Raw genomic sequence first — 13,506 nt, forward strand, 5'->3', positions numbered from 1 at the left:
TTTTCACGGCCGCCCGAACACGCGGCGGCGGCAGCCGAACCGTCGCCGGGCCGACCGCCGCTTTTTATTATGAGAGCACACTTACTTTGTGCACCGCACAAATTGTCGCAGGCCGATCCGCTATCCCTTCGATCAGAAAGAGAAAATCGTTCCGGCGACGAGCGCGTTGGTCCTCACCCCCTGCCCCAGCAGATTATGCGAGATCGAGCGCACGAACTCGCTCTGGAAGGTGACCCAATCGGTGAAGCGATATTTCACGAAGCCGATCGTCGAGGCGTTGGCGGAGACGAGCGCGCCATCGCCGAGCCGGCCCGGATAATCGGCGAGATTGGCGTCGAGATAGCTGACGCCATAGCTGCCGCCGAAAGTCAGGCGCTCGAAGATCGTATAGCCGGCCTGGGCGTAATAGCCGGAGGATTTGCGCCGCTCGCCATCATAGCCGACGCCATCGAAATAGAGCCCCGTCGTGCCGAGGCCGACGCCCTTATAGCCATAGCCGACCAGAGTCACAGGGCCGACGTCGAGCCGCCCGCCGGCGTCTATCGCCATGGACCGCACGCCCGCGCCGCGCGGCAGCAATATGGCGTCGCCGGATTCGACGCGATGCCGCTGGGTGAGGCCGGAGGTCCACAGCGTGAGCTTCATCCCCGGCGCGAGCTCGCCGATATATTTCACGCGCGCCTGAAAGCCCGGCTGGTCATGCCCGGTGATAACGCCCGAATAGGGAAGGACGCCGGCGGCCGACACATAGGAGCCGGCGTTGTCGAATTGCTGATAGGGCGAGAAGGCGCCGACCGAAACGGTGACGCCGTGGAAATCCGGCGTCGTATAGGTGAGCTGCGGAATCCAATCCGCATAGACATAGCCGAAGCCGATGCGGCCGAGGCTGGTGTTGGAGGGGCTGGCGTTGGCGGCGATGGTGCCGGCGCCGAACAGCGTGAAGTCGTTGAGAATGGCGTCCGCGGCGAAGAGGCCGAGATCGCGGCCGACCTTCAACGAGCCCAAGTCCGGCGAGCTGATTTCGCCGAACACTTGCCGCAGATCGACGCCCGGCGTGCCGAGCGCCACCGAGGCGCCGGAACTATTGCCATTGAGCAGGCCGACGCGAATATTATTGCCGCCGGCGTAGAGGCCGAGCGAGAAGGAGACCTTATAGCCCTCCTGCTCGGTCGAGAGATTGAGCGCCAAAGCGCTCGGCAGCAGGCCGGAGCGAATGGCGGAGGAGTTATTATAGAGGCTGCCGCCGCCGAGCCCGCCGGCGATGCTCGCCGTTCCCGCCTGCTTGAATTGCTCGGTCGCGAAAAAGGCGAGCTGCCCGGACAGACGCACGTCGACCGCGCCGACGCGCGCGCCGATCCCTTTGTCGAGGCGCGTGATGAAGCGATCCGAAGGCGTCGCGAGCGGCTGCGCAGCTTGGCTCGCCACAGCCGCGCGGGCCGGCGCGGCGGTCTCGGCCGCATGGCGCGCCTTGAGCTTGCGATATTCGCCCTTGGTGAGAATTCCCTTGGCCTTCAGCTGGTCGAGCAGCTGGTCGGTGGTGTCTGCGCGCGCCGGTCCGGCGAAAATAGAAATGAAGGCCAGTCCTGCCGCCATCACATTCGCCGCCTCGAGCCGCTGTGGACGCGGGGCGGCCACATCGCCGGTTCCTGTCATTGGCGTTTCCGTCTTTTTTTCGAAAAGTCCCGGCCGCCCTTCGAAGAGACGGCCGGGAAAGTTAGGGAGGATTGAGTGACCGCTCGTCATCGACCCAGCGGCGCGGGCCTCTTTCCCTGGGAAGGAAAGTGAGGTGACGGCGCGACCCAGCGACGCCGCTCGTGAGAGCAGCGCGACGAGATCTGACCGAAATTGCGGGAGAGCTGCGGCATGAGCGCCATTCGCGAAGGAAAGGCGCGTCAAAATGCGACAGACGGGCGATCGAAAGACTTTCGATCAGATTATTGTCGTCTCGATATCAAGCACAGCTCCCGATCTATGCTCGTCTCGAAAGAGGAGAGCGTCGTCATTGTCGGGATCATTAGGCGCCGTGCGTCGCACAATGGCAATTAGAACTGCCTGAAATCGCCTCGGAATTGTCACGCCATCGGCTGGTCGGCGGCAAAGACTGGCGCAGGCTGCGACAGTTCCCCGCGTTTCGCCGCAAAATGCGACAGCGCGACAATATGCGCAGCGCGGGGGACGCGGCACGATGTCGCGCACCCCGCGCTAAAACAATAGATTACGGAAACATATTGCGCCGCAGCGCAGGCCGGCTCAATGGCGGAAGTGACGCACGCCGGTCAGCACCATGGCGAGGCCGGCCTCATCGGCGGCGGCGATCACATCCTTGTCATTGACCGAGCCGCCCGGCTGAATCACCGCCGTCGCGCCGGCCGAGGCCGCCGCGAGCAGCCCGTCCGGGAAGGGGAAGAAGGCGTCGGACGCGACCACCGAGCCGACGGCGAAGCTCTCCCGCACGCCGGCCTCGCGCGCCGCCTCCTCCGCCTTGAAAGCCGCCGTGCGCGAAGAATCGACGCGCGACATCTGCCCCGCCCCGACGCCCACCGTCGCGAGATCGCGCGCATAGACGATGGCGTTGGACTTCACATGCTTGGCGACGCGAAAGGCGAATTTCAAATCCGCCAGCTCCCTCGAAGTCGGCGCGCGCTTCGTCACCACGGTGAGGGTGAGATCGTCGACGACGCTATTGTCGCGCGACTGCGCCAGAAAGCCGCCCGAGACGCTGCGGAAAGTGAGACCGCCCGCGCGCGGATCGGGCAGGCCGCCGGTGAGCAGCAGACGCAAATTCTTCTTCGCCGCAATAATGCCGATCGCCTCCTCATCCGCCTCCGGCGCGATGATGACCTCGGTGAAAATCTTCACGATCTCGCGCGCCGCCTCGGCGTCGAGCTTGCGATTGAGCGCGACGATGCCGCCAAAAGCCGAGACGGAATCGCAGCGCAGCGCCTTGCGATAGGCCTCGGCGAGGCTCGCGCCTTCGGCGACGCCGCAAGGATTGGAATGCTTGATGATCGCCACCGCCGCCGTGCGCGCGGGATCGAATTCCGCGACCAGCTCGAAGGCCGCGTCGGTGTCGTTGACATTGTTGTAGGAGAGCTGCTTGCCCTGCGCCTGCCTCGCCGTGGCGACGCCGAAGCGCTTCTCTCCCGTCAGATAGAATCCGGCGCTCTGATGCGGATTCTCGCCATAGCGCATGGGCTCGGACAAATGGCCGCCCATCGCGCGCCAGGGCGGGGTCGCCTCGCCGAGCGCGCCGGCCAGCCAATTGGAGATCGCCGCATCATAAGCCGCCGTGCGGGCATAGGCCTTTTGCGCGAGGCGCCGGCGCGTCGCCAGAGTGGCGGCGCCGCCATTGGCGGAAAGCTCGGCGAGAAACCCATCATAATCGGCCGGCTCGACCAGCACGGCGACATCGTCGTGATTCTTGGCGGCGGCGCGAATCATCGCCGGCCCGCCAATGTCGATATTCTCGACGCAGGTCTCGAAAGGCGCGCCTTTGGCCAGCGTCGCCTCGAAGGGGTAGAGATTGACGACGAGCAGATCGATCTGCGGAATGTCATGGGCGAGCATGGCCGCCTCATGCTCGGGATTCTCGCGGATCGCCAGCAGGCCGCCATGCACCTTTGGATGCAGCGTCTTCAGCCGCCCGTCCATCATCTCCGGAAAGCCGGTGACATCGGCGATATCGCGCACCGCAAGGCCCGCCTCGGCCAGCGCCTTGCGCGTGCCGCCGGTGGAGATCAGCTCGACGCCATGCGCGGCGAGAGCCTTCGCCAATTCGACGAGTCCGGTCTTGTCGGAGACGGACAGCAGAGCTCTCGTGATACGGCGCAGATCGACCGGCATTCAGGTCCCTCGTTATGGAGCGAAGATGTCGCGGGGAAAGGGTGTCGACCCGGCGCTTATCATAGATCGCCCGGGGGAGAAACCAAAGCGCGCCGACCGCGCCCTCTCGCAGGAGGCGCGCGCTTTCGCGCCCGGCGCCGAAATTCGGCGCGGGAGGATGGGAGGTCCGGGACGCAGCGGCTCCGTTCGGCCGCAGCGTTGAAAAAAGTCGCGCATCGAAGCCGGAAGCATCCCGGACCACGGCCGCCTTTTCTGTTCGCCGCCTGCGGGCTCAGGGTTGTTTTCCCCTTTCGGGTAGTCTATCCCCGCGCGAGCCTCGGAAATTCGGCCGACTTTCGCATGTGTTCCCACATGCCTCCGCACGAAGGAGAAGCCGTGCCGGCGGCGTGGCGTCGCTCGAGACGAGAGAGGGTCTGCCCCCGCCCTTGCGAACCGCGCCCCCGCCGACGCCGCCTACCCTTCAAGGCGACGCCCCACCGGCGGAGGCAGGAGGAAGATAGGAATTTAGTCCGCTAGCGTCAAGGGGCTTTCCTTCGCGCCCCCACGTGATAATCTAGTCAGAATGACTAGATCGGCCCGACCGACTCCACCAAAGCCGCCTCGCCCGCCGAGCCGTTGGGCGCTGCAGGACGCCAAGGCGCGCTTCAGCGAGCTGGTGCGGCGCGTTCGCAGCGAGGGGCCGCAGCACGTCACCATTCATGGACGCGACGAAGTGGTCGTCGTCGCCGCCGACGAGTTTCGCCGTCTCGAGGGCGAGCGAACCGGCGAGGCCCTGATCGCCGCTATGCAGTCCTCGCCCTACCGCGACATCGATATCGAGCCGAAGCGCGAGCAGGCGCCGGTGCGCGACGTCGAGCTGTGACGGGCTGGCTGCTCGACACGAATATTCTCTCGGAGCTGCGCCGCCCCAGACCCGAAGCGAAGGTCGTCGCCTTCATCGCCGCGCAGCCGCTCGATCTGCTCTATGTCAGCACCGTCACGCTCGCCGAAATTCGCTTTGGCATCGAGCTCGTCGAAGACGCGACACGACGCGCCGAGCTCGGCGACTGGCTGACGCACAGAGTGCGTCCGATGTTCGAGCGGCGCGTGCTGCCTGTGAGCGAGGATGTGATCCTCAAATGGCGGCTGCTCGTCGAGGACGGCCGCAAATCCAGACACACATTCTCGCAAGCGGACCTGTTCATCGCGGCGACGGCGCTGCATCACGGCTTGACAGTGGTGACGCGCGACGCCGCCGAATTCGCGCGGGCGCGGGCGCCCGTGCTCGACCCGTGGCGATGAGGCGGCCTTTTCGCGCCTGACTTTTGTAAAGTGCAAATTGTTGATTGGCCGGGGCTCGATGCAAGTGCCGAAAGTCTTGAGTCTTGCACAGCGATTACATCGGGTCGCGTTCACAGTAGCCGTCTGGTTTTGCCGCTCCCTCTGAAACCATATCGTTGAAAAGCGCACATGCTGCAACCCGAGCACGTTCGGACAAGTCACAAGCTCGCTCCATCGAACCACCTTTAATTTCCCTCTGAACCAATGTGTTAAGGTGGTTGATTCTCAGGCATGCATCCGCCCATGCGGACAATTTCTCGTCGTCAATCATCCTCGGAACCCGGCGGTGAGAGTTTGCGAAAGCCTCAAGTTTTGCACGATATTGGTTGGTCTCAAAAGAGCCTGACCCAACGCCCTGCAAAAAGCAGGGCCACGACCAATAGAAACGCCGCAATGCCTTTACGACCTTCCGCCTCGGCTTTGATACCGAAAACAGAAACCGAAATTCGTTCTCTGGGAGTCATAGGTCACCTTGTGTGTTGGTGACTCCCCATTAAGCACACGCTCAATCTGGGGACAAAAATGTATCTTTATCGTCCCCAAAAAGAGATTCCTCCATCGCGCGAACGAAAACGTCGTTGCCCTCGGCGGCGGCGACTCTGTCGAACATGGCAACAATCGGAGCGAAAACAGGCTTTGCATTTTTATACCGCTTCAGTAGGGTCTCTTCGCTGCCAGAAACTAGATACCGGTCGGCAATGCGTTTGACGGCCTTTCGCTCTGACAGCCCGTCGCGTCTCTTCAGCAATTCGACATGCATCACCAATGAAACGTCGTCGGCTCTCCGCGTGGCAGGCTTTCCACGTCCTCGCGGTGCGCCGATGAAGCCTGGGACATGAACGCGCGCCAGATGCCAGGCGAGGTTGGCCCAAGCGGACGCCATTCTGGGGCCGCCTTCAAATGCGTCGGCGGAATCGATTTCGTAGTGATCAAACAACGCCTTCAATTTCGTATCTATTATGAATGCCAGTTCTTCATCAGTTGGGGTAGTAAGTGTCGTAAATTTTGGCATGGGTTCGACCAAAATCCCCGTGTAAGGCTTCTTATCTGATTTGCGTGACGGCATGGCTAACCATCCAAAATTTCGGCGAAAGCAAAGGCCCGTAAACGACGCGCGGTGTTATAAAATCGCATAACCCGCCAATGTGGAACCGCCTCCTCCCGCCCCTTTCCCAAGGGCCGCCGTCATGGCCGCGCTTGTCGCGGCCATCCACGCCACGCCGCCGCGGCATGGATGAAGGATAAAACGCTCTACACGCGCCTGACGAGCGACCTCTCGCCAAGCGCATTGGCGGACTCGAATCCGCATCGGCCAATCGCCGATAAGGGGAAGCGGCGTGGCGTGGATGGCCGGGACGAGCCCGGCCAGGACGGCCTCCTGGAAAAATTAAGAGGATCGATGGGCGAAGCGGTCCGGTCTCACCCCTCCTCCACCCGCGAAAACGACCACCGCAAATGCGCGTCCTTCACGCCGCGGCCATCCACCACGATCTGCGCGCTTTTGCGCGCTGTGGCCGGGCCGGCGAAGAAGACGCTCTCCTCAACGCTCACATCGGCGTTGGCCTCGAAGACGAGATCGACGCCGAGGCTGCGCAGCAGCACCTTGCGCTTGCCGGCCGCGCTCGCCTGCACATTGGGATGCAGATGGAAGCGCAGCACGAAATTCTCGGCCCGCGCGCCATGGCGCAGCGCGATGAGCCTGTCGTCGCCGAGCAGCTGCGAGCCGTCATGCGCCAGCGCCAGCCTGCGCTCGTGCAATAGGCCGAGCTCGCGCGCATAGCCGTCGTGCGAAAGCTCGAGCTCATGGCTCGTGTCGGTGGAGCGGCGCGCCGCCTTCACTTGCACGGGGCCGGCGACGATGCGCTCCTCCGGCCGGCCGCGTCCCGGCCGCGCCTCTATGCGGCAGGAGGAGCGATCCTCGACGACGAGGGTGGAATGCGCCGCGGTCGAGCGCGCGACGCGGCGCAGCGCGTCGGAGCCGGTGGGCGGCGCGCCGCAATTGACGACGATGCGCTCGGCGCCGATCGAAAATTCGAAGGAGAGGCAGCCGGCGTGGGCCGCTGAGGAGAAGACCGGCGGCGGCGGCGCGCCGGCGTCGACGACGACCGCGGCCGCGCCCGCCTGCAGCCGCCGATAGCCCGAATGCGGGGCGTCGAGAATAGGCGCGCCCGAGGCGTCGGCATGGGCGAGGATCGTCGCCAGACGATCCGGCGGCGCCTGGCCCATTCCGTTGAACAAAGCCAGCGAGCCGTCGCCATGCTTCAGCACGCGCAGGAAGGAGATCATCGCGGCGATGGAGGCGGTGAGCCGTTCCGGCGGCCGGCGCCCGCGCGCGGCATAGGCTTGGCGCAGCGGCAATAGATCGAGCAGCAGATCCACCGGCGTCTCGGGATTGCGGCCGATATGGCCGCCGTCCGGCAGGATTTGGCGGAACAGCTCGGCGTCCAGCAGCGCGGTGGCGCGCATCTCGAATTTGCGGCCGGCGTCGGCGCAGACGCCGAAAGCGGCGAGCGCCACGGCGCAGAGCAGCCGGTCCGAGGCGCGCCGCTCCGAGCCCATGGCGCGCAGCAGAAAGCGAATGTTGCGCGCCAGCGCGCGCATGAAGCGCTCGTAGAAATCTTGATCGGCGCCCTCGAGCAGGATCGGCGATTGCGCCAGAAAGGACAGCGTGCGGCGCGCGACGATGCGCGGCTCATAGGCGGGATCGTCGATGAAATCGGTGCGCGTGCGCAAAAATTCGTCGACCAGCGCGCGGGCGTTGGCGCGCGCGAGGGCGCGATCGGCGGCGCGCAAATGCCGCAGCCAGGAGAAGCCGGCGAGCGAGCGCCGCCAAGCGACGGATGGCGGCGCGATGGAGAAGGGCGAACGCCCATTGGTCTCCACCACCTTGCCGTCGAAGGAAAAATAGCCGGCGTAGATTTCATCCGCGACGGTGGGATCGGCTGTGCGAATGTCCTGCGGCGCCACATAGAGCCGCTCCGGCGCGCGTACGCCCATGGCCTGCACGGCGTAATAAGGCCCGCGCACCGCGCGCGCGAATGAGGCGACGCCACGCGCGGCGGCATTCGCCAATCGCTGTCCAGAGCCTTTGGCCGTCTCGCTCAGAGCGTCCTCCTCGCGCTCCGCGATCTCGTGCGGAGCAAAGCGAATCATGATCGGGATGACACGAAACGCACAAGCGGAAAAGCGGCGGATGCGCGATCCTGCGCCTTCCGTCAGTCCCGCCGCACGAGCCGCGCGGCGAAGAAGCCATCGAGCCCGGCGAGGCGCGCGTCCTCATTCGGCCAATAGGATGGCAGCGTGCGCAAATCGCCGTCCGGCGTCACGAATTCCGCCGGAACGCGATCGGCGGCGGCGTCGATCGGCGCGCGGCGCATCTCGGGATGACGGCGCAGGAAGCTCGCGATTTGCGCCTCGCCCTCCTCCGGCTCCAGCGAGCAGGTGCAATAGACGAGGCGCCCGCCGGGCCGCAGCAGGGCGGCGGTGCGCTCCAAAATGCGCGATTGCAGCGCGACGAGGGAATCGAGATCGCCGGGCTTCTTGATCCAGGGCACGTCGGGATGACGGCGGATCGTCCCCGTCGCCGAGCAAGGCGCATCGAGCAGAATAGCGTCGAAGGGACGCGCGGCGGAATAAGAGGCGGCGTCGCCGACCGCTATGTCGGCGTGCAGGCGGACGCGCTGCAGATTGGCGGCGAGCAGCTTCAGCCGCTCGGCGGAGCGATCGAGCGCCGTCACCTGCGCGCGCGCGAGAGCGAGCTGCGCGGTCTTGCCGCCGGGCGCGGCGCACATGTCGAGCACGCGCTCGTCCGGCTCCACGGCGAGCAAGCGCGCCGGCAGAGCGGCGGCGGCGTCCTGCACCCACCATTCGCCCTCCGCATAAGCGTCGAGCTCGACGATCGGCGTGCGCGCGCGCAGCCGCACCGAGCCGGTCGGCAGAACGATTCCATCGAGACGCTGCGCCCAGCCTTCGGCGTCCGATTTCACCGTGAGGTCGATCGGCGGCTCTTGCATATGGATGGCGGCGATGGCGCGCGCCTGCGCCTCGCCATAGGATTTGATCCAGCGCTGCGCGAGCCAGGCGGGCGTGTCGAGATCGAGCGGATCGGCGCCGAGAAACTCCTCGCGGCGGCGGATGAGATTGCGCAGCACGCCATTCACCAGGCCGGCGAAGGGAGTGGTCTTCGGCTCGAGCCGGACCGCGCGCACGGCGAGATCGACGGCGGCGTGATCGGGAACGTCGAGAAAGAGGATTTGCGCCGCCGCGGCGACGAGCGGCCATTCGAGCCGCGCGGCCTGCTTGGGCAGGCCCTTCTCGAGCAGAAGCGCGAGCGCGTGGCGAATGGCGCCGAGACGGCGAACGCCGACATAGGCGATGGAGCGCGCGAGCCCGATGTCGCGCGGCTCCATTCCTGCGAGGCGGTACGGAACCGCCTGCGGAGAAAAACGTTCGTCCAGCCGGTGGCCGCCTTGCGCGACATCCGCGATCACATTGGCCGCGGCGATGCGCGCCTGCAGCCCCGGGACTTGAGCGGCCTCGGCCTCGCGCGCGGCGTCTGCCGGAAGGAAGCCGGCCCGCGCCTTGGCCTTGGCGGAGAAAGGTCTATTGTCGCGCATTCACACCTTCGACGGGGATCGAATCGTCGTTTATATCACATAAGGAGCTGACCCGAGGCGAGCGCCGATCGCGCGCCCGAGAACCAGCTCTTGTCGGGAGAGTTTCCCGGGACAATTTCCCGGGAGCGTCGCGTTCCGAGGAGGATGAATGGACGAAGCGGAGACACGCTCGGAACGAGCCGCGACCGAGCGGACCCTTCCGCCGGAAGCGCAACGCGCGCTGGCGGAAGCCGAGGAGCGCCGCGAGCGACAGAGGCGTGATCGCGTCTCGACGCAGCGCGAGCTCGGCGGCCGCGGAGGGCTCGATCCCGCTCGCTACGGCGATTGGGAGAGCAAAGGAATAGCCAGCGACTTCTGAACGCCCGGCCCGAGCCCATGCTCGAGACGGGCGCGACGAGCGCCGCCCACGGCGCTTTGAACAATTCGAGGACCCTTGATGTTGGAAAAGCTCGTGGCCTGGTGTCTGCGCCGGCCCTGGACGGTCGTCATCGTCACGCTCGCGCTCACCGTCGCCGGCGCCTATGTGACCGCCACGCGTTTCGCCATCGACACGGATACGGCGCATCTCTTCTCGCCCGAGGTTCCCTGGCGCGCCAATGAGACGCGCCTCTACAAAGCCTTTCCGCAGATCGACGACATCATCGTGGCGGTCGTCGACGCCAAGACCAGCGAGCAGGCGGAAAAAAGCGCCAATGAGCTGCGCGACGCGCTGACCGGCAAGCCGCTCATGTCCCGCGTCTGGCGCCCGGACGATAATAAATATTTTCGCGACAATGGCATTCTCTTCCTCGGCGTCGACGAGATTCGCCGCGACATGAATTCGCTCGTCGCGCAGCGCGAGTTTCTGCAGCCGCTGGCGGAAGACCCCAGCCTGCGCGGCCTGTCGGACGCTCTGCTGTTCGGCCTCAAGCAGGTGGCGACGAGCGAGCGCGGCCTCGCCTCCTTCGCCAAGGGGCTCGATAATTTCACCGACGCTTTCGACGCCGTGCTCGCCGGAAAGCCGGCCAAGGTCTCCTGGGAGAAGCTGCTTTCTGGCGGCCGCGAGCCGGAGGCGCCCTCGGTCGGCCCCAGCGCGGACCCGCGCCGCATCGTGCTCATCAAGCCGATCATCGACTATTCGGCGCTCGAGCCCGGCCATGAGGCGGTGCAGATCATTCGAGACACGGCGAAATCGCTCGGCCTCGTTCCCGACAAGGGCGTGACCGTGCGGCTGACCGGGCAAGTGCCGCTGGCGGATGAGGAATTCGCCACCGTCGCCGAGAACACCGGGCTGAATGTCTCGGCCACGCTGGCGGTGGTGACGCTCATTCTCTGGGCGGCGCTGCGCTCCAAGCGGCTCATCTTCGCCGTGCTGCTGACCATCATCGCCGGCCTCGCCATGACCTCGGGCCTCGGCATAGCGCTGATCGGCCGCTTCAACCTCATCTCGGTCGCCTTCGCGGTTCTGTTCATCGGCCTCGGCGTCGATTTCGGCATTCAGTTCGCGACGCGCTATCGCGAGGAGCGCCACAATGTCGACGATCTGCCGCAAGCTCTGCTGGCGGCGACGCGCGGCATAGGCTGGTCGCTGACGCTCGCCGCCGTCTCGCTGCTCGCCGGCTTCTTCTGCTTCCTGCCGACGGAGTTTCTCGGCGTGGCCGAGCTCGGCCTCATCGCCGGCCTCGGCATGATCATCGCCTATCTGGCGACGCTCACCTTCCTGCCGGCGCTGATCCGCATTCTCGGCCCCAAGGCGGAGACGGCGCCGGTGGAGACCGCCTCGCTGGCCGCCGTCGATCATTGGATCGCCCGCCATCGCGTGCTGGTGCTCGTCGCGACGGCGATCGTCGTGCTCGCCGGCGCGCCCTTCCTGCTACATCTGCGCTTCGACTCCAATCCGATGAATCTGCGCGATCAGACTGTCGAATCGGTCGCGACCTTCCTCGATCTCTCCAAAAACCCGCAGACGGCGCCCAATAAGATCGAGGCGCTCGCGCCCTCTCTGCCCGCCGCGCGCGAGCTGGCCAAAAAAATCGCGGCGCTGCCGGAGGTCGATCATGTGACGACGATCGACCAGCTGATTCCCGCCGATCAGGACGAGAAGCTGCCGCTGCTCGAAAACGCCGCCAATCAGCTGCGCAAGATTCTCGATCCGACGGTCAAGCCCGCGCCGAGCGACGAGGAGGTGAAGAAAGCCCTCGCCCGCGCCGCCAAGACGATCCGCAAGGCCGGCTCCGCGCCCAAGGCCCCGGCCGGCCTCATCCGCTTCGCCGATTCGCTGGATGCGCTGGTCAAGGCCAGCCCGGAGATTCGCAAGGAGGCGCAGACCGCCGCTCTCTCCGATCTCGAGCGCCTCTTCGGCGAGTTGCGCAGAGCGCTCGCCGCGCAGAAGATCACGCCCGACTCGCTGCCGGAGGATCTGCGCTCGGAATGGATCTCCGCCGATGGCGAGGTGCGCGTCGAGGTGACGCCCAAGGGCGACAGCAATGATCGCGAGGTGATGACGCGCTTCGCCGAAGCGGTGCAGACGCTCGCCCCGGACGCCGGCGGCCCGCCGGTGATCGTCGCCGAGGCCGGCAAGACGGTCGTCGACGCCTTTCTGCAGGCCGGCGTGCTGGCCTTCGTGGCCATATTCCTGATTCTCGTCGTCGCGCTGCGGCGGGCGAGCGACGTCGCGCTCACGCTCGGCCCGCTGGTGCTCGCGGGAATCATGAGCCTCGAGGCGGCCGATCTGCTCGGCTTATCGCTCAACTTCGCCAATATCATCGCGCTGCCGCTGATGTTCGGCGTCGGCGTCGCCTTCCACATCTATTACGTCATCGCCTGGCGCAAGGGCGTCTCGGACATGCTCGCCTCGAGCCTGACGCGCGCCATCTTCTTCAGCGCGCTCACCACGGGCACGGCCTTCGGCAGCCTGTTCCTGTCGAGCCATCCGGGCACGGCCAGCATGGGCGCGCTGCTCGCCATCTCGCTGTTCTTCACTTTGCTCGCCGCCTTCATCATCGTGCCGGCCTTCCTCGGCCCGCCGCGGATGGAGGAGGAGGCGGAGGCGATCGGCGATCCGCAGGAGGCCGCCCTCGGCGCGAGCGAAGCGACCGAGCGAACGGCTTCGCCTGTGCAGCCGCCGCGCGGCGTGTTAGGCTCGGAGCCATGATGAAGAAGGCGGCTTTTTCCCTGCTTCTCGCCCTCGTTTCCGCCGCTCCTGCGGCGGCGGCCCCCGCGGAGGCGGCGCCGGCCCCCGCCGCGCCGACCGAGCCGATCTATGGCGTATGGATGCGCGGCGGCCATCAGCAAAAGCTCGAATTCTTCGATTGCGACGGCAAGCTCTGCGCGCGCGGCGTGTTTCCGCCGCCCCCGCCCGGCCAGCAGCCGATGCTGATTCTGCGCCATGCGGCGCGGATCGAGGCCAATCGCTGGAAAGGCGATCTCTTCAATCCAGAGAACGGCAAAATCTATATCGGGATCATCACTTTGGACAGCCCGACCCAGCTCACGCTCACCGGCTGCCTGATCGCATTCTTGTGTCAGAGCGAAAGCTGGAACAAAATGCCCGGCGAGCCGACGCCTTCCCAAAAGACGCCGACGCCGCGGCGAAGAAATTAACAATCCGTAACTTGACCATAACGGCCTCGCCTCGCAGGGTCGAGCGGAGCCGCGGCGAAGGAATCGGTTTTCGGCGGCTCTTCCACGCGCCCTCGCGAGGCCATTTTTGCGGGGTCGAGTGGGATCGGCGCTCTCGATCGAGTCG

Annotated in this window: 10 protein-coding genes; 5 read left to right on the forward strand and 5 right to left on the reverse strand. The window is 65.7% G+C overall.

The features are described from left to right. Positions 1 to 132: 132 nt before the first annotated feature. Together METLW3_RS0113755 and purH are read right to left on the reverse strand one after the other, a co-directional pair. Entirely contained in the window at positions 133 to 1,653 is a 1,521-nt protein-coding gene (locus METLW3_RS0113755) for a hypothetical protein (RefSeq protein WP_024880471.1), read from the reverse strand. 597 nt (positions 1,654 to 2,250) lie between these two features. Further along, the gene (gene purH / locus METLW3_RS0113765) at positions 2,251 to 3,843 is read right to left on the reverse strand and encodes a bifunctional phosphoribosylaminoimidazolecarboxamide formyltransferase/IMP cyclohydrolase (protein WP_024880473.1); all 1,593 of its coding nucleotides are present in this window, start codon (positions 3,841 to 3,843) and stop codon (positions 2,251 to 2,253) included. Between the two features lie 562 nt (positions 3,844 to 4,405). On the opposite strand from purH, the gene METLW3_RS25590 reads away from it, so the two are divergent. Continuing rightward, a complete protein-coding gene (locus tag METLW3_RS25590; protein WP_024880474.1) occupies positions 4,406 to 4,705 on the forward strand; it encodes a type II toxin-antitoxin system Phd/YefM family antitoxin in 300 nt (99 codons plus the stop codon). Beyond that, entirely contained in the window at positions 4,702 to 5,124 is a 423-nt protein-coding gene (locus METLW3_RS0113775; RefSeq protein WP_024880475.1) for a type II toxin-antitoxin system VapC family toxin, read from the forward strand. The genes METLW3_RS25590 and METLW3_RS0113775 overlap by 4 nt, the downstream gene beginning before the upstream one ends. Positions 5,125 to 5,668: 544 nt before the next feature. On the opposite strand, the gene METLW3_RS0113780 is transcribed toward METLW3_RS0113775, so the two are convergent. The 3 genes from METLW3_RS0113780 to METLW3_RS0113790 form a co-directional block, all read right to left on the reverse strand. After that, on the reverse strand, positions 5,669 to 6,229 hold the full coding sequence (locus METLW3_RS0113780; protein ID WP_024880476.1) for a hypothetical protein: 561 nt from the start codon (positions 6,227 to 6,229) through the stop codon (positions 5,669 to 5,671). Between the two features lie 353 nt (positions 6,230 to 6,582). Beyond that, positions 6,583 to 8,316, reverse strand: coding sequence for a heparinase II/III family protein (locus tag METLW3_RS0113785; RefSeq protein ID WP_024880477.1), 1,734 nt, complete (start codon positions 8,314 to 8,316; stop codon positions 6,583 to 6,585). A gap of 62 nt (positions 8,317 to 8,378) precedes the next feature. Further along, positions 8,379 to 9,779 carry a transcription antitermination factor NusB gene (locus METLW3_RS0113790; protein ID WP_024880478.1) on the reverse strand — a complete coding sequence of 467 codons (1,401 nt, stop codon included), beginning with the start codon at positions 9,777 to 9,779 and terminating at the stop codon, positions 8,379 to 8,381. A gap of 148 nt (positions 9,780 to 9,927) precedes the next feature. Here METLW3_RS0113790 and METLW3_RS0113795 point away from each other — a divergent pair, with 148 nt between their 5' ends. The 3 genes from METLW3_RS0113795 to METLW3_RS0113805 all read left to right on the forward strand — a co-directional run bounded on the left by METLW3_RS0113795 (position 9,928) and on the right by METLW3_RS0113805 (position 13,361). Beyond that, positions 9,928 to 10,137 (forward strand): DUF1674 domain-containing protein, encoded by a 210-nt coding sequence (locus METLW3_RS0113795; protein WP_024880479.1) that lies wholly within the window; start codon positions 9,928 to 9,930, stop codon positions 10,135 to 10,137. Positions 10,138 to 10,215: 78 nt separating this feature from the next. Beyond that, positions 10,216 to 12,912: an MMPL family transporter gene (locus tag METLW3_RS0113800; RefSeq protein ID WP_024880480.1), complete on the forward strand. Its 2,697-nt coding sequence runs from the start codon at positions 10,216 to 10,218 to the stop codon at positions 12,910 to 12,912. Continuing rightward, entirely contained in the window at positions 12,909 to 13,361 is a 453-nt protein-coding gene (locus METLW3_RS0113805; protein WP_245267336.1) for a DUF2147 domain-containing protein, read from the forward strand. Before METLW3_RS0113800 ends, METLW3_RS0113805 begins: the two co-directional genes overlap by 4 nt. Positions 13,362 to 13,506: the final 145 nt, after the last annotated feature.

It is taken from the genome of Methylosinus sp. LW3 (assembly GCF_000527115.1).
Lineage (GTDB): Bacteria > Pseudomonadota > Alphaproteobacteria > Rhizobiales > Beijerinckiaceae > Methylosinus.

What these genes read in the sequence shown, in the direction of transcription:
- METLW3_RS25590 (WP_024880474.1), top strand. Translation starts at nt 4,406, where the DNA reads ATGACTAGATCGGCCCGACCGACTCCACCAAAGCCGCCTCGCCCGCCG.
- METLW3_RS0113785 (WP_024880477.1), bottom strand. Translation starts at nt 8,316, where the DNA reads ATGATTCGCTTTGCTCCGCACGAGATCGCGGAGCGCGAGGAGGACGCT.
- METLW3_RS0113795 (WP_024880479.1), top strand. Translation starts at nt 9,928, where the DNA reads ATGGACGAAGCGGAGACACGCTCGGAACGAGCCGCGACCGAGCGGACC.
- METLW3_RS0113800 (WP_024880480.1), top strand. Translation starts at nt 10,216, where the DNA reads ATGTTGGAAAAGCTCGTGGCCTGGTGTCTGCGCCGGCCCTGGACGGTC.
- purH (WP_024880473.1), bottom strand. Translation starts at nt 3,843, where the DNA reads ATGCCGGTCGATCTGCGCCGTATCACGAGAGCTCTGCTGTCCGTCTCC.
- METLW3_RS0113780 (WP_024880476.1), bottom strand. Translation starts at nt 6,229, where the DNA reads ATGCCGTCACGCAAATCAGATAAGAAGCCTTACACGGGGATTTTGGTC.
- METLW3_RS0113755 (WP_024880471.1), bottom strand. Translation starts at nt 1,653, where the DNA reads ATGACAGGAACCGGCGATGTGGCCGCCCCGCGTCCACAGCGGCTCGAG.
- METLW3_RS0113790 (WP_024880478.1), bottom strand. Translation starts at nt 9,779, where the DNA reads ATGCGCGACAATAGACCTTTCTCCGCCAAGGCCAAGGCGCGGGCCGGC.
- METLW3_RS0113805 (WP_245267336.1), top strand. Translation starts at nt 12,909, where the DNA reads ATGATGAAGAAGGCGGCTTTTTCCCTGCTTCTCGCCCTCGTTTCCGCC.